We start from the raw sequence: 14,018 nt of genomic DNA on the forward strand, positions 1-14,018 counted from the left end.
CCGCTTTGCGCGTGCGCCGCGTACTCAGATTCAGGCCAAGTTCTCGTTGGGTCATCACGCCATTGTTCCTGTCGTGCCTCGCTCATGCCATTCGGGCTTGACCGGGGGTTTTGAACACCATCCTTAGGCCACAGAGAACACTTATGAGCATCGAACCAGACTGGGTCACACGCGGCAAGACAATCCGCCAATTGATCATTGAACTTCAAACGTTTGAAGACCAAGACTTAGAAGTGCATATCTCAACCGATGACGGCACAACATCAAAATGCATTAGCCTCGTCACCAAAAGTAATGACCGAGCATTGCTAAAAAACTGCGAAGAAAATTCAAATACATCAAATTAGCGAGCATCAACCCGCCTTCAATAACATATTATCCACCGCTCTGCCTTCGCGCCATGGCCTAACATGTTGTTCAAGGGGACGCCAACCCGCTGCGCGGTTTGTCTCCCCTTAACGCCGGCGGTAGACCAAACATCACACAAGTTGCAAGACTTTGCCAAGTGAAGAACATCCAAGTCATTGATGGTGCAGAGAACTGCGTCTACGACATCTTTCAGGCGACAGAGGACGAGTTCGCCAGCATTTTTCAAAACGAAACAGACGTGGCGTTCATTGACGAAGTCTATGACCACGGAGACGCTCAAGTCCTAGACATTGCGTTCAACGCAATCTGGAATAGGCGCATATCGAAGAGAATGGCAATGGGAATTCACGGCCTTCTGTTCTACGAGTTGGACAACAAGAAGGCCTATTACCCAACGCGGCGAGATGAAGAGGCAATCAATCCCAATGGAAGCCGTCTTCGGTAGCCTGGGGTCTACCCTCTCCAATCGTGAAGCTTGCCCCGGCAAGCTGGGGCAAGCCTCTCATCTCAAACGTTAACCCCCGAGAGATCACCTTCATGTCAAATAGAAGCTACGAGGCTGCGGCCGACGAATTCGATGCGCTTGGCTTTTTTGCGATGGTGCAAGAGTTTGCGTCTAGTTTCGCGGAGCTATCGGTTGGAGAACTCATGGCGATGCGCAGTCGCTTTGTCTGCATGGCGGCTGGCGAAGGGGTTGACAACCCAGATGAGCGGCAAACATCCTATCTGTTGTCGGAAGCCCTGGACGAAGTAATTGTGTACCGCCTGCGAGGCAACGAAGCAGGACTTCAAACCTACCTAAACGCAAAAGAAGCTGAACTAGAGCGGCTAAGACATGGTGACACTTAAAAAACGCCCCAGCACGGACGGTCTACGGCCTCCGCCAGCTTAAATCGTCAGATCCAACTCAGATGCGCCGCAATTTCTCTGCCCTAATCGTGCTCGCAATACCGACCATAGCCGAAGCCCATGGGGAAGAGGTGCTTGGAAGTATTTTTGCAGAGGTCGTGACTGTAGCCACGTTATTTGCACTTCTTACCATTGTGCCGGCATTGAAGCGATATTCCGGCGCAGGCTTTGTTGGCTGCTTGATCGGAGTACTTATCTCTTGGGCAACCATTGGAGATATACCCTACCGCAAGAATGCAAATTTCATCACGATCGTCTTAATAGCATTTCCCATCGTATCTACGGTGCTCGTGTTACTGCTTGACAAATTGTTCGCAAGTAAACGCGGAGCCTGACAATTCCGTCAGACCGACACTACCCCGTTGCTCGGCCTGGTTCCATCAGTGATTCACACTCTGGTGCGGCTTACCTTATTTTTCGGCAATTAATCAAAACACTCGAAGCGGAGCGTCGACAGTGGCATTGGCGTCTTCCATTTCCCCGTTGCCAGACTCACAACTAACTGCCCCGGGCCATTCAGCGCCGGCGCGTGTCCGCAGCCCGCAATCGTCACCACCAGCGCACGCGGCCCGCGGTCGCGCACCTGTTCTCGGTGTCGGCCAGCAGCAGGTCTGACTCCGCGCCGCGCAGGCAGAGCACCGGGATGTCGATGCGGTCGTATTCGGACCAGCGGTCGTAGGCAGACAACCCGTATGCTGGCGCCATGAGCCCCCGAATCATCTTTGTGGACGTCGACGACACCCTCGTCAGGTCTTTCGGCCAAACACGTATTCCGATGCCTGGTGCGGTCGCCGCGATTCGCCAACTCCATGAGCAAGGCGCCGAGCTGTACCTATGGAGTTCAGGTGGTTCCGAGTACGCACGCGCATCGGCCAAGGAGCTGAACCTGGAACACTGCTTTGTCGCTTTCCTTCCCAAGCCGCATGTCTACATCGACGACCAGGCCGTCCACGAGTGGCGATTCTGCAAGCACGTGTTGCCCGCAAATGCGGGTGACGCCTAGCAGCTCATTTCGCTGGGGTACCACGGCTGACCATCCAGGCGTCGCCTCTTGTGTCAAACGTCTGTTCTTGAGGAGCCCTTACGCGTGACCATTCACACCCGCATCGCTACTGTTGCCGATCTCGCCCCCCTCGCCGGGCTGTTCGATGCATACCGTCAGTTCTACGAACAGGCGCCGGATTTGGAGGCCGCCAGAAACTTCATCCAGGCCCGCTTTGAACTGAAGGAGTCGGAGATCCTGGTTGCTGAAGACGACGCGGGCCAACTGGTGGGTTTCTGTCAGCTGTACCCGAGCTTCTGTTCGATCGAGGCGAAGCGCATCTACATCCTGTCAGACCTATTCGTGAGTCCCGAGGCGCGGCGGCTAGGGGCTGGACGTGCCCTGCTGGTCGCTGCCGAGAAGCACGCTGCCCAGACGGGTCGGATCAAGATGGAACTGACGACCGCCAGGACCAACAAGACCGCGCAGTCGGCATACGAGTCGCTCGGGTGGGAACTCGACGAAGTCTTTCTGGGCTACAGCAAGCGCGTCGAGGCGTGATCCATCAGAAGAACGACTTTCTCTGTCGACGACCTCACACCCAATGACACTTCTACGGCGCCTTGTTGCCCTGCTGTTCACTCTCATGCTGCTTGCGGGCTGCACCGTCGAAGTACCCCCAGCAACTTCTGCGACTGTCTCTCGCTACGAACGAGGAGCTCCTGTAAGGACTTGGAAACTCACCGAAGCCCAGCTTCGCGCAATGTCGCAGTGGTTGAAACAGCACCCATCTGGTTGGTCCCCCAGCTTTGTCAGCTATGTCCCGAACGTCTACGTGACGATCCAGCACTCCAACCAGGAGCAATCGTCAATCAACATATCACCCGTAAAGATCGTTGTGAACTCCGCTGGACACCAGGTGGAGCAACCCTTTGATCCTTTGGTCATCAAAGCCTTGTTGGACACTCTGGAGGCGAACGGGGGTTGATGCCCGCGCCTCGCTACCCCGCCAAAAACCGGCTGACCAGCTCCAGCTGATCCGGCACATTCAGCGCCGGCGCGTGCCCACAACCGGCAATCGTCACCACCAGCGCGCGCGGTCCGCGGTCGCGCATCTGTTCCGCGGTGTCGGCCAGCAGCAGGTCCGACTCCGCGCCGCGCAGGCACAGCACCGGGATGTCGATGCGGTCGTACTCGGGCCAGCGGTCGTAGTCGCCCGGGTGTTCGGTGAACTGCATCACCATGGCCGGGTCGTAGTGCGGCGTCACGCGGCCGTCGGGCAGGCGGCGCACCGAGCTTTCGGTCAGCAGCTTCCATTGCGCGTCGCTGAGGTGGCCGTAGGGTTTGTAGACGGTGCGGAAGTACTGCTCCAGTTCGCTCACCGTCGCGAAGCTCGCCGGGTTGCCGGCGTAGCTGCGGATGCGCTCGATGGCGGCGTCGGCCAGCTTGGGGCCGTTGTCGTTGAGCACCAGGCGCCGGATGCGCCCGCGCAGCAGTCCGTCGGCCGCGACCATGCCAATGGCGCCGCCCATCGAGGTGCCGACCCAGTGGAAGCGCTCCAGCCCGAGCTGGTCGACCAGCGAGCACGCCAGCTGCGCGTAGAAGGCCAGGCAGTACTCGGCCTTGGGCTCCGGGCTCCATTGCGACAGACCTCGACCGATCGTGTCGGGGCAGATCACGCGGTAGCCGAGCCCGCTCAGGTGCGCCGCCAGTGCGTCCATGTCGCGTCCGGTGCGTGCCAGGCCGTGCCAGGCGATCACGGTGCCGCGATCGGTGGTGCCGGGCGCGGCCGGCCAGTCCATGAAGTGGATCTCGCGGCCCTCGCAGGTCAGGTAGCGCGACTGGGGTGTGACAGACGAAGCGCTCATTTCGACCCCTTGAGTTGGGCGAGCACGGCGCGCTCGCGCAGTTTGCCGACGATGCCGGTCGGGAAGTAGTACACCGACAGCACGAACAGCAGGCCCAACCAGAGCAGCCAGCGGTCGGGCGTGAGCAGCGCGGGCAGCAGCGGCACGCCCGACGCGGCCTCGCCGGCCATGCGCAGCAGGTCCTGCAGATAGCTCTGCGCGAGCACGAAGAGCACGCTGCCGATGAGTGCGCCGTAGAGCGTGCCCATGCCGCCGATCACGACGATCAGCAGGATGTCCAGCATGATCTCGAACGACAGCGAGGTGTCCGGCCCGTTGTAGCGCAGCCAGAGCGCGAGCAGGCAGCCGGCCAGCGTGGCGAACAGGGCCGACAGCACGTTGGACAGCGTGCGGTAGACGACGGTGCGGTAGCCCAGCGCCTCGGCGCGGAAGTCGTTCTCGCGGATCGCCTGCAGCACGCGGCCGAAGGGCGAGTTCACGATGCGCAGGATGGTCAGGAAGATTGCGCAGACGCCGACGAACAGCAGGTAGTAGGTGATCAGTTTGCCGTTGAGCGCCACGTCGCCCCAGGGCAACGACAGCAGCGCTTCGCTCAGCTCGAAGCCCGGCGAGAGCCACTCGGGCACGCTGAAGCTCAGGCCGTCTTCGCCGCCGGTGATGTCCGACAGCTGCGAGGCCAGCGTGAGGAAGGCCGAGGCCACGGCGAGCGTGATCATGGCGAAGAAGATCGCTTTCACCCGCAGCGAGAACAGGCCGATCAGCAGCGACAGCAGCGTGGACACCAGCAGCGCGCCGAGCACACCAACGGCGATCGCGCCCCAGGACGGTTGCGCGAACGAGCCCAGCGCAATCGCGACGCCGTAGGCGCCGATGCCGAAGAACATGGTGTGCGCGAAGCTGACGATGCCGGTGTAGCCCAGCAGCAGGTCGAAGCTGGCGACCAGGGCGACAAAGACCAGGATCTTGGCCGCCACGTTGAGCGCCTTCACGCCCGGGAACAGGAAGGGCGCGAAGGCCAGGCCCAGGAACAGGACCACCAGCAGCGCCGCCAGCCAGGGGCTGCGCGGCAGGTCTTTGGAGAGGATTCGTTGCAGCATCTTCAACCTCTCACCGGCTCGTGACCGGGTACACGCCCTGCGGACGCCACAGCAGGATCGCCACCATCAGCGCGATGTTGGAGAACAGCGCCACCTTCGGCATCAGGAAGCCGGTGTAGTTCGCCATCAGCCCCACCAGCAGCGCACCGATCAGCGCGCCCAGCGTGGAGCCCAGGCCGCCGATGATGATGACGATGAAGATCAGCACGTTGACCTGCGCGCCCATCTGCGGCGTCACGCTCTGCTGGTACAGGCCCCACATCACGCCGCCCAGCCCGGCCAGCGCACTGCCGGCGACGAACACGCCGACGAACAGGCGCTTGATGCGGTAGCCGAGCGACTCGACCATCTCGCGGTCCTGCACGCCAGCACGGATCAGCAGGCCGACCTTGGTGCGGTTGAGCGTCCAGACCATGGCGGCGAACACGGCCGAACCGACCAGCACGGCAACGATGCGGTACTTCTCGACCGAGGCATCGCCCAGCAGCAGCGAGCCGCGCAGCGCCTCAGGCAAGGGCAGCGCGATCTGCCCCGGGCCCCAGATCACCTTGATCAGCTCCTCGCCGATGATCATCCCGCCCATGGTGATCAGGATCTGCTTGAGGTGCATGCCGTAGACCGGGCGGATGATGAAGCGCTCGAACACCAGGCCCAGCGCACCGGCCACGGCCATCGCGACCAGCATGGCCGGCAGCAGCGCCAGCAGGTTCATCCAGAGGCTGTCGACCGAGGTGTACGCGGTCATGCTGCCCAGCACCGTGGTCGCCACGAAGGCGCCCAGCGCGATGAACACGCCGTGGCCGAAGTTCAGCACGTCCATCAGGCCGAACACCAGCGTCAGGCCCGAGGCGATGATGAAGACGATCATGCCCATCGCCAGCCCCGCCACGGTCAGCGTGAGCCAGGTCGCCGGGCTGCCGATGGCCGGCAACGCGGCCAGGGCCAGCACCGGCACCAGGGCCATGGGTTTCCAGTCGAGTTCTTTGAGCGCGCTCATTGGTGGGCTCCGAGTGAAAGGCCCAGCAAACGGCCCTGCAGAGCCTCGTCGGATGCGAGCTCGGCCATGCTGCCGCTGTGCACCACGCGCCCGTCGTCCATCACGGCCACGCTGTCGCCAAGCTGTTTGGCGAAGTTGAAGTTCTGCTCGACCAGCAGGATCGTGGTCTGCGCCGCCTTGAGCTGGCGGAAGGCCTCGATCATGTTCTGGATGATCGCGGGCGCCAGGCCCTTGCTGGGCTCGTCGATCAGCAGCAGCTGGCGCGGCTCGACGATGGCGCGCGAGACGGCCAGCATCTGTTTCTGCCCGCCGCTGAGCTTGCCGGCCGGGTGGTTCCAGAACTTCTTCATGGCCGGGAACAGGCCGAAGATCCATTCGAGCCGCGTGGTGTCGATGTCGTCCAGCGTGCGCGCGCCGCGCGCGGCCAGCAGCATGTTCTCGCGCACCGACAGGTCGGAAAAGATGCCCATGCTCTCGGGCACGTAGGCCACCCCGCTGGTGGCGATCTCGGGCGTCTGGCGCGCAGTGATGTCCTGCCCGGCCAGCGTGACGCGGCCCTGGCTGGCATGCCACAGGCCCATGATGGTCCGCAGTGTCGTGGTCTTGCCCGCGCCGTTGCGGCCCAGCAGCATGGTGAGTTGTCCCTTGGGCACGACCAGGTCGACGCCGTGGAGGATGTGGTACGCGCCGATGTGGGTGTGTACGCCTTCAAGCTTCAGCAGTGCTTCGCTCATGCCGCGGCCTCTTCTTTTTCTTCCGGGTTGATGCCGAGGTAGGCCTGCTGCACCACCGGCGAAGCGATCACGGTCGCGGGGTCGCCGTCGGCGACAAGCTCGCCGTTGTGCAGCACGATGATGCGGTCCGAGAGTTCGCGCACCACGTCCATCTTGTGTTCGACCAGCAGGATGGTCTTGGTCCGGTCGGCCTTGAGCTGGCGGATCAGGTTCAGGATCACCGGCACTTCGTCCACGCTCATGCCGGCGGTGGGCTCGTCGAACATGAACACCTGCGGCTCCAGCGCCATCAGGATGCCCACCTCGAGCTTGCGCTGGTCGCCGTGCGGCAGGCTGGCCGCGAGCTGGTCGCCCTTGTCGGCCAGCGCCACGGCTTCCAGCACCTCGTCGGCGCGCACCACCAGGTCCTTGCGGTCGCTCCAGATCTTCCAGAGGTTCAGGCCGGCGCCCGCCCTCGCCTGCACCGCCAGCCGCACGTTCTCGCGCACGGTCAGGTTGGGGAACAGGTTGGTCAGCTGGAAGGCGCGACCCAGGCCGGCGCGCGCCCGGGCGGCAGCGCCGTCGTCGGTAATGTCCTGGCCTTGCAGCTGGACCCTGCCGGAGGTGGCCTTGATCTGTCCCGAAATGAGGTTGAAGTAGGTGGTCTTGCCGGCGCCGTTGGGGCCGACGATCGAGGTCAGCGTGCCCGACTCGAACGCGCAGCTGACCCCGTTGACCGCGTAGTGCCCGCCGAACCGCACGGTCAGGTCGGTGGTCTTGAGTGAAATCATGGATGCCTGTGTCAGGTTGTCTTCCGGGCAGCTCAGTAGCACGTGCCCGGGGCGTAATAGCCCGCGCCGGTCTGGCGCAGGGTGGTGTTGATCAGCACGTTGTAGAGCCCCATGCCCTGGTTCGACCCGTAGGCGTAGTCGTAGCCCCAGAGCACATACGCCCGACCCCAGGCCACGTGGCTGACGTTGTCGGCGGTGTGGCACACCGGCGTGAAACCGGTGGTGCTGGCGGTCGCGACGGGCGAGAACCCGCTCTCTTTCCCGCTCGCGTCGACCGTCTTCACCGACCAGCGGTAGCTGGTGCCGGGGTTGAGCCCGGCGTCGGTGAAGGAAGCCGCAGTGACGGGCGACGCCGTGGCCCGTGCGCCGTTGCGGTACACGTGGTAGCCGCTGGCACCCGACACCGCGGGCCAGGTGATCTTCATGGTCGAGGCGGTGGCATTGCCAGCACCGACCGAGGTGGTGGGCGGCAGGCTGCCACTGGACACGCCGCTGCCGATCTGGTCCACCATGGCCTTGACCGCCTTCATCTGCGGACCGGACTTCTTGGCGTAGTCGGCGCTGTCGTAGCCCCACCAGTCCCAGCAGGCATTGGTGGCTGTCGTGCCGGTCTGCGGATAGAGGACCACGATCTGGTTGGTGTCGGCCCAGCGGTTGAGGCCGGTGTTGCGCACGTACTGCTGCCCGATGGTGGCCACGTTCTGCTTGCAGCCATGCAGTGCCACGTGCAGGCGGCAGGTGGCGCCGGCCTGGCAGGCTTGCGGCACATAGGCCCAACCCGTGGTGCCCATGGCATGACCGGTGGTGAACCCGGTCTGGTCGAACTCGACGAAGGTTCCGCCCAGCACGCCGTTGTTGCGCGGATTCAGGGTGCCGTAGAGGTGCTGGAGCATCGCGCCCGCCTGGTCGAAGTCGCAGTCGTTGATGTAGGGCTCGGCCTTGGTCGCGCAAGCACTGCCGTAGTCGTCGGTGAGCCAGGCGTGTTCGGCCGGCAGGTTCTTCTGGTAAGCGATGTTGGCGACCGGCACGTAGTTGCCGTAGTAGGTCTTCAGGTCGTCCACCACGGCGGTCTTCACGACAGAGTCCGAGGTGCCCGAGAACAGGTAGACCTTGCTGTTGGCCAGGTTGGCCGTGGGATCCACGGCCCCGCTGGTCGCCCAGCTGTTGGTGGTCGACACCAGCGAGCCGACCGGAATGCTGGTGCTGTGGGTCATGCAGCGGCCTGTGGCATAGGTGACCGAGCCTTCGGCACAGTAGAACGGGCCTGCCGCCACCACGCCCACGCCCTTGCGGAACGTCGCCGAATAGGCCACGTGCAGCTGCACCGCCATGTAGCCGCCCGACGAAACACCGGACACCGTGGTCTGCGTGCCATCGATGTTCAGTTGCGGCAGGGCCTGCACCGCCGCCGCCGCGTTGAACGCCACCGGCGCACCCAGAGCCAACGCCAGCAGGGTGCGGCGAAGGCCGCTACCTGCATTCCAAAGGAAATCCACCAAGGGCTGTCGCATGGGAACACCTCCGCACATCGGGGTTTCGAACACGCACCACCCTGCCCCCTCGCAGCGCGGGGGGTCGTTTCAGGAATGGCGGCACCAGCGAAAGGCGGGGAGCGCGGTGCCCCCCGCGACGAACTCAGCGCTTGTTGCGGATGGGAATGTCGAGTTCGGACGGCTTGATTTCGCGCACCAGTTCCGGCACGCCCCATGCGAACGCCGGGTCCACCTTGATCTTGAAGTGGTACATGCTCTGCATGGCCTGGTGGTCTTCCTTGCGGAAGGTCATCGTGCCCTTGGGCGTCTCAAAACTCATGCCTTCCATGGTCTTGATCAGCGTGTCGGTCTTGGTGTCGCCGTTGGTCTTCTTGAGCGCGGTCACCACGGCCATCGCGGCGCTGAAGCCGCCGGCGGTGAAGAAGTCCGGCGGGGTCTTGAACTCCTTGTAGTGCTGGGCCACCAGCGCTTCGTTCACCGGGTTCTTGGGGATGCCGAAGTAGTAGTACAGCGCGCCTTCCATGCCCGGGAAGTTCTTGTACGCGACCATGGCCGGCAGGATGTTGCCGCCGGTGGCCAGCTTGATGCCGTAGCGCTTTTCCAGCTCCATCTCGGCGATCTTGGGGAACGGCGTGGGCGCACCCGACCAGCCGACCGAGATGTACTTCTTGCCGGGCTGGTCCTTGAGCTTGTCGACGATGCGCAGCAGGCCGGCGGTGAAGTCGGTCGTGCCCACGGGCAGGTATTCCTCGTGGACGATCTTGGCCTTCTTGATGAAGTCCTTGGAGGCCTTCACGCCGTCGCGGCCGAAGGCGTTGTCATTGGCCAGCATGGCGATCACGTTGCCCGGCTGGTCCAGCGCCGCGGCGTTGGCGGCAGCGTCCTGGCTGCTGTTGCGGCCGGTGCGGAAGATGTACTTGTTCCACTTGTCGCCGGTGATCGAGTCGGCCACGGCGGGCTCGACCAGCAGGATCTTCTGGTATTCCTGCGCGACCGGCAGCATGGCCAGCGCGACGGGCGAGGCGGTGGGGCCGATGGCCAGGTCCACCTTGTCGTCGGCATAGGCGGTGGCGAGCAGGCTCTTGCCGATGTCCGGCTTGCCCTGGTCGTCCTTCTCGATGACCACGATCTTCTTGCCCGCCACCATCATGGTGCCGTTGGTGGCGTAGTTCAGACCCATCATGAGCCCGGTCTGGGTCTGCTTGGCGTAAGCCTCCAGCGGACCGGTCTTGCTGTAGATGTGGGCGATGCGGATTTCGCCCTTGTTGGCCTGGGCAAAACCCAGCGAAGCCGTGCAGGCAAGGGCCATCACCGCAACGCGGCGCGTGGTCTGGAACATGTCTTGTCTCCTGTGTGGTCGGGTCACCGGGGCGGTGCCTTCGGGGCCACATTGCAGGGAGCGTGCCAGCGGGTGAAGTCCTTGTGAATCAAGGACTTGGCGGATCACCCTCCGGACATCGTCTGAAATTCAGACAACTTCAGGCCAGAATTTGTGTCTGAAATTCAGACGATCGTCTGAATTTCAGACACCTCACCGAGCTTGTCGTACAGGCTCGCGCGCGAGATGCCAAGCAACCGGGCCGCCGCCGCCCGGTTGCCGCCGGTGCGCTTCAAAGCCGCCGCGATGGCGCTGCGTTCCAGCTCGGCGATGCGCAACGGCAGCGGCCGCAGGTCGTCGTCGGCCGCCACCACCGGCACGGCGGCCGGGACGGTCACCGCGGGTTCGATGCGCCCCTGTCCCGCGTCGCGCAGCACCTGCTCGACCTGGGCCGCGCCGATCTGCGGCGAGTCGCTGCGCAGCGCCAGCTGCTCCAGCACGTTGCGCAACTCGCGGATGTTGCCGCGCCAGGGCTGGGCCGCCAGCAGCGCCAGCGCGGCAGGTTCCAGGTCCAGGTGGGCGGTGGCGCCACGCGTCGCGATGTCTTCACACAAGGCCTCGACCAGCAGCGGCAGGTCGTCGCGCCGCTCGCGCAACGGCGGCACGCGGATCGGCAGCACGTTGAGGCGGTAGTACAGGTCTTCGCGGAACTGGCCGTTGCGCACCAGCTGCGCCAGGTCGCGCGAGGTCGCGGCCACCACGCGCACGTCGCAGCGCAGCAGCTGGTTGGAGCCCAGCGGCTCGATCTCGCCCTCCTGCAACGCGCGCAGCAGCTTGACCTGCACGGCCATCGGCATGTCGCCCAGCTCGTCGAGGAACAGCGTGCCGCCATCGGCCAGTTTGAACTTGCCGTCGCGGCCTTTCTTGTCGGCCCCGGTGTAGGCGCCGGGCGCGACACCGAAGAACTCGGCTTCGAGCAGCGCCTCGGGCACGGCCGCCATGTTCACACCCACGAAGGCCCGGCCGGCGCGCGGCGAAGCCGCGTGGATCGCGTGCGCCAGCAGCTCCTTGCCGGTGCCGGTCTCGCCCAGCAGCAGCACCGGGCTGGCCGACTGGGCGGCACGGCGAGCCTGGCGCTTGACCTCCTGCGCGGCCGCGCTGGTGCCGACGAAGCTGGCGAAGGTGTACTTGGCGCGGCGCTGGCTGGCGAGCTCGCGCCGGGCCTCGTTCAGGTCCTGCTCCAGCCGCGCGAACTTGGCGATCAGCGGCTGCAGCGTGGTCTCGGGGTGGTCGAACAGCACGATGCCCAGCACGCCGATCACGCCGCCCGCCTCGTCGCGCAGCGGGATGCGGCTGACCACAAAGGTGCCGGCCTTGTTGGTCAGCAGGTCGATCAGGATCGGCTTGCCGGTCTCCAGCACCTGGTGCATCTGCGTGTTCTGCACCACGTTCGACACCGGATGCCCGACGAAGTCCTCCTCGCGCTCGAAGCCCAGCGCCGGCAGGAAGCGGCGGTACTGGTCGTTGATCCACACCACCCGCCCTGCCCGGTCCACCAGCAGCATGCCCTCGCTGGCATTCGCGAACAGGTCGAACATCGAGCGTGCGGCCAGTTCCAGGATGCTCTGGGCGTCGCGCGGGAGGCGGGTGTCGGGAGTCATGAGGGAATGATAGAGCCCCCCCGCGCCGCTTCGCGTCACCCCCCGAGGGGGCGATGCGAGTGGCCCGGCGAAGCCGGTTCCACCGCATCCTGGATTTAGGCATCTCGCTCCGGGGAGCGTCGGCAGCCGTTCGATCGGTCAGACGGGCAACAGACCCGAATTCACCAGCTGCGCCCGCACGTGCCCCGCCGTCTCGAACCGCACGCCGCGCCAGCCGAGCGCGTGGGCCGCATCGATGTTGCGCTGGGCGTCGTCGATGAACACCGGCGCCGGGTCGCGCACGCCCAGCCGCTCCACCGTGAGCCGGAAGATCGCCGGGTCGGGCTTGATCAGCGCCACGCGGGCGGAAAAAATGCCGTCCTCGAACCAGTCGGCGAACGGGTGGTCGTCCTCGATCCAGTGCGACAGGCCGTGGGGCATGTTCGAGAGGTAGACCAGGCGGTGACCCGCGGCCTTGAGCTCGTGGATCAGCGCCACCGTGTCGTCCTTGACGCGCATGTGCGGCGCGAGGCCATCGATCACCGCCGCCACCTCGTCCACCGCCAGCCCGGTGCGCCGCGCCACCCGCATGGCCAGTTCCTCCGGCGTGACATGGCCCAGGTCGAACTGCGACCAGATGCCGTCCGGATCGAAGGCCTGAAAAATCTCGCGCACCCAGTGCTGGGCGCTGGCCTCGTCGACCGCGCGCGCGGGCAAGACCTGCCGCAGCAGCACGGTCGGCTGCCAGTTGAACACGACCCCGCCGAGGTCGAACACCACCACGTTTTGTTTCATGCGGCCACCACCGTCACGCCGTGGTCCTTGAGCGTCAACCCCAGCTCTTCGCCCAGCTGCCATTCGCGGTCCACCTGCGGGCTGACCACGAAGATCGGGCCGAGTTCGGTCTGCACCGTCAGTTCCTGGAAGGCGCCGAGGTAGGCCTGCTTGAGCAGCGCACCGCCCAGCCCGCCGGCTTCCCGCGCGCCGATGGACCAGGCTTCGGGCCGGATCGCGGCCTTGACCGGCCCGGGCGGCAAAGACTGGCGCGGCCGCAGGCGGATCGGGCCGACGCGCACCGAGCCGTCGCCTTCGCTCACGCCGTCGAACAGAATGGCCTCGCCCATGAAGCCGGCCACGAAGGCGGTCGCCGGCCGTTCGTACAGGTCCTGCGGCGCGCCGGCCTGGGCGATCTGGCCCGCGTCCATCACGATGATCTGGTCGCTCACCGCCAGCGCCTCGCTCTGGTCGTGCGTCACGTAGGCCACGGTCAGGCCGAGGCGCTGCTGCAGGCTGCGGATCTCCTCGCGCATGCTGCGGCGCAGCCGGGCGTCGAGGTTGGACAGCGGCTCGTCGAACAGCAGCACCGCCGGTTCGATCACCAGCGCCCGCGCCAGCGCCACGCGCTGCTGCTGCCCGCCCGAGAGCTCGCTGGGCAGGCGCGCGTCCATGCCGACCAGGCCCACGGTCGCCATCGCCGCCATCGCCCGCTCGGCGATCTCCGCCTTGGGCAGGCCGCTCACGCTCAGGCCGTAGCCGACGTTGTCGAGCACCGTCATGTGCGGAAACAGCGCGTAGCTCTGGAACACCATGCTGACGTTGCGTTCGCTGGGGCCGAGCGAGGTCACGTCGCGGCCGTCGACCAGGATCTGGCCGCCGCTGGGCGACTCCAGCCCCGCGATCATGCGCAGCGTCGTGGTCTTGCCGCAGCCCGAGGGGCCGAGGATGGTGGTCAGCGTGCCCTTGGGCACGGTGAAGTCGATGCCCTTGACGACCAGGGGCGCGCCCGCGCCGCCGTAGCGCTTGGTCACCTGGCGGAATTGAATGCCGTGTGTGGTCATGCC

At 64.9% G+C, this 14,018-nt stretch carries 17 protein-coding genes; 6 read left to right on the forward strand and 11 right to left on the reverse strand.

Going from position 1 to position 14,018, the window contains the following annotated elements:
• Window positions 1-143: 143 nt before the first annotated feature.
• From ACS5NL_RS21395 to ACS5NL_RS21410, 4 genes are all read left to right on the forward strand, one after another.
• Window positions 144-347 (forward strand): hypothetical protein, encoded by a 204-nt coding sequence (locus ACS5NL_RS21395; protein WP_439355984.1) that lies wholly within the window; start codon window positions 144-146, stop codon window positions 345-347.
• Between the two features lie 158 nt (window positions 348-505).
• On the forward strand, window positions 506-814 hold the full coding sequence (locus ACS5NL_RS21400; protein ID WP_439355985.1) for a DUF8220 family protein: 309 nt from the start codon (window positions 506-508) through the stop codon (window positions 812-814).
• 23 nt (window positions 815-837) lie between these two features.
• The gene (locus tag ACS5NL_RS21405) at window positions 838-1,218 is read left to right on the forward strand and encodes a hypothetical protein (protein WP_439355986.1); all 381 of its coding nucleotides are present in this window, start codon (window positions 838-840) and stop codon (window positions 1,216-1,218) included.
• Between the two features lie 62 nt (window positions 1,219-1,280).
• Complete coding sequence (locus ACS5NL_RS21410; protein WP_439355987.1) at window positions 1,281-1,613, forward strand: hypothetical protein; 333 nt, start codon at window positions 1,281-1,283, stop codon at window positions 1,611-1,613.
• 214 nt (window positions 1,614-1,827) lie between these two features.
• On the opposite strand, the gene ACS5NL_RS21415 is transcribed toward ACS5NL_RS21410, so the two are convergent.
• Complete coding sequence (locus ACS5NL_RS21415) at window positions 1,828-1,983, reverse strand: hypothetical protein (RefSeq protein ID WP_439355988.1); 156 nt, start codon at window positions 1,981-1,983, stop codon at window positions 1,828-1,830.
• Here ACS5NL_RS21415 and ACS5NL_RS21420 point away from each other — a divergent pair.
• The gene (locus ACS5NL_RS21420; RefSeq protein WP_439355989.1) at window positions 1,982-2,281 is read left to right on the forward strand and encodes a DUF705 domain-containing protein; all 300 of its coding nucleotides are present in this window, start codon (window positions 1,982-1,984) and stop codon (window positions 2,279-2,281) included. The two genes, ACS5NL_RS21415 and ACS5NL_RS21420, sit on opposite strands and share 2 nt — an antisense overlap.
• 84 nt (window positions 2,282-2,365) lie before the next feature.
• The gene (locus ACS5NL_RS21425; protein ID WP_439355990.1) at window positions 2,366-2,821 is read left to right on the forward strand and encodes a GNAT family N-acetyltransferase; all 456 of its coding nucleotides are present in this window, start codon (window positions 2,366-2,368) and stop codon (window positions 2,819-2,821) included.
• Between the two features lie 440 nt (window positions 2,822-3,261).
• On the opposite strand, the gene ACS5NL_RS21430 is transcribed toward ACS5NL_RS21425, so the two are convergent.
• The 10 genes from ACS5NL_RS21430 to ACS5NL_RS21475 form a co-directional block, all read right to left on the reverse strand.
• Window positions 3,262-4,128: an alpha/beta fold hydrolase gene (locus tag ACS5NL_RS21430; protein ID WP_439355991.1), complete on the reverse strand. Its 867-nt coding sequence runs from the start codon at window positions 4,126-4,128 to the stop codon at window positions 3,262-3,264.
• Complete coding sequence (locus ACS5NL_RS21435; protein WP_439355992.1) at window positions 4,125-5,225, reverse strand: branched-chain amino acid ABC transporter permease; 1,101 nt, start codon at window positions 5,223-5,225, stop codon at window positions 4,125-4,127. Before ACS5NL_RS21435 ends, ACS5NL_RS21430 begins: the two co-directional genes overlap by 4 nt.
• Before the next feature lie 10 nt (window positions 5,226-5,235).
• Window positions 5,236-6,222: a branched-chain amino acid ABC transporter permease gene (locus ACS5NL_RS21440; RefSeq protein WP_439355993.1), complete on the reverse strand. Its 987-nt coding sequence runs from the start codon at window positions 6,220-6,222 to the stop codon at window positions 5,236-5,238.
• On the reverse strand, window positions 6,219-6,956 hold the full coding sequence (locus tag ACS5NL_RS21445) for an ABC transporter ATP-binding protein (RefSeq protein ID WP_439355994.1): 738 nt from the start codon (window positions 6,954-6,956) through the stop codon (window positions 6,219-6,221). Before ACS5NL_RS21445 ends, ACS5NL_RS21440 begins: the two co-directional genes overlap by 4 nt.
• Window positions 6,953-7,726 carry an ABC transporter ATP-binding protein gene (locus tag ACS5NL_RS21450; protein ID WP_439355995.1) on the reverse strand — a complete coding sequence of 258 codons (774 nt, stop codon included), beginning with the start codon at window positions 7,724-7,726 and terminating at the stop codon, window positions 6,953-6,955. The genes ACS5NL_RS21445 and ACS5NL_RS21450 overlap by 4 nt, the downstream gene beginning before the upstream one ends.
• A gap of 32 nt (window positions 7,727-7,758) precedes the next feature.
• Window positions 7,759-9,237, reverse strand: a complete 1,479-nt coding sequence (locus tag ACS5NL_RS21455; protein ID WP_439355996.1) for an extracellular catalytic domain type 2 short-chain-length polyhydroxyalkanoate depolymerase — start codon at window positions 9,235-9,237, stop codon at window positions 7,759-7,761.
• Window positions 9,238-9,361: 124 nt separating this feature from the next.
• Window positions 9,362-10,558 carry a substrate-binding domain-containing protein gene (locus ACS5NL_RS21460; RefSeq protein WP_439355997.1) on the reverse strand — a complete coding sequence of 399 codons (1,197 nt, stop codon included), beginning with the start codon at window positions 10,556-10,558 and terminating at the stop codon, window positions 9,362-9,364.
• 164 nt (window positions 10,559-10,722) lie between these two features.
• Complete coding sequence (locus ACS5NL_RS21465; protein WP_439355998.1) at window positions 10,723-12,198, reverse strand: sigma-54 interaction domain-containing protein; 1,476 nt, start codon at window positions 12,196-12,198, stop codon at window positions 10,723-10,725.
• Window positions 12,199-12,336: 138 nt separating this feature from the next.
• A complete protein-coding gene (locus tag ACS5NL_RS21470; protein WP_439355999.1) occupies window positions 12,337-12,972 on the reverse strand; it encodes an HAD family hydrolase in 636 nt (211 codons plus the stop codon).
• Entirely contained in the window at window positions 12,969-14,015 is a 1,047-nt protein-coding gene (locus ACS5NL_RS21475; RefSeq protein WP_439356000.1) for an ABC transporter ATP-binding protein, read from the reverse strand. The genes ACS5NL_RS21470 and ACS5NL_RS21475 overlap by 4 nt, the downstream gene beginning before the upstream one ends.
• Window positions 14,016-14,018 lie beyond the last annotated feature (3 nt).

The organism is Hydrogenophaga sedimenti (assembly GCF_051857515.1).
In the GTDB taxonomy this organism is placed as follows: Bacteria; Pseudomonadota; Gammaproteobacteria; order Burkholderiales; family Burkholderiaceae_C; genus Hydrogenophaga.

Excerpts from the sequence above, each read along its gene's own strand:
- ACS5NL_RS21440 (WP_439355993.1), bottom strand. The coding sequence starts at position 6,222 with ATGAGCGCGCTCAAAGAACTCGACTGGAAACCCATGGCCCTGGTGCCG.
- ACS5NL_RS21475 (WP_439356000.1), bottom strand. The coding sequence starts at position 14,015 with ATGACCACACACGGCATTCAATTCCGCCAGGTGACCAAGCGCTACGGC.
- ACS5NL_RS21465 (WP_439355998.1), bottom strand. The coding sequence starts at position 12,198 with ATGACTCCCGACACCCGCCTCCCGCGCGACGCCCAGAGCATCCTGGAA.
- ACS5NL_RS21395 (WP_439355984.1), top strand. The coding sequence starts at position 144 with ATGAGCATCGAACCAGACTGGGTCACACGCGGCAAGACAATCCGCCAA.
- ACS5NL_RS21450 (WP_439355995.1), bottom strand. The coding sequence starts at position 7,726 with ATGATTTCACTCAAGACCACCGACCTGACCGTGCGGTTCGGCGGGCAC.
- ACS5NL_RS21430 (WP_439355991.1), bottom strand. The coding sequence starts at position 4,128 with ATGAGCGCTTCGTCTGTCACACCCCAGTCGCGCTACCTGACCTGCGAG.
- ACS5NL_RS21445 (WP_439355994.1), bottom strand. The coding sequence starts at position 6,956 with ATGAGCGAAGCACTGCTGAAGCTTGAAGGCGTACACACCCACATCGGC.
- ACS5NL_RS21435 (WP_439355992.1), bottom strand. The coding sequence starts at position 5,225 with ATGCTGCAACGAATCCTCTCCAAAGACCTGCCGCGCAGCCCCTGGCTG.
- ACS5NL_RS21410 (WP_439355987.1), top strand. The coding sequence starts at position 1,281 with ATGCGCCGCAATTTCTCTGCCCTAATCGTGCTCGCAATACCGACCATA.
- ACS5NL_RS21470 (WP_439355999.1), bottom strand. The coding sequence starts at position 12,972 with ATGAAACAAAACGTGGTGGTGTTCGACCTCGGCGGGGTCGTGTTCAAC.
- ACS5NL_RS21455 (WP_439355996.1), bottom strand. The coding sequence starts at position 9,237 with ATGCGACAGCCCTTGGTGGATTTCCTTTGGAATGCAGGTAGCGGCCTT.
- ACS5NL_RS21415 (WP_439355988.1), bottom strand. The coding sequence starts at position 1,983 with ATGGCGCCAGCATACGGGTTGTCTGCCTACGACCGCTGGTCCGAATAC.
- ACS5NL_RS21420 (WP_439355989.1), top strand. The coding sequence starts at position 1,982 with ATGAGCCCCCGAATCATCTTTGTGGACGTCGACGACACCCTCGTCAGG.
- ACS5NL_RS21460 (WP_439355997.1), bottom strand. The coding sequence starts at position 10,558 with ATGTTCCAGACCACGCGCCGCGTTGCGGTGATGGCCCTTGCCTGCACG.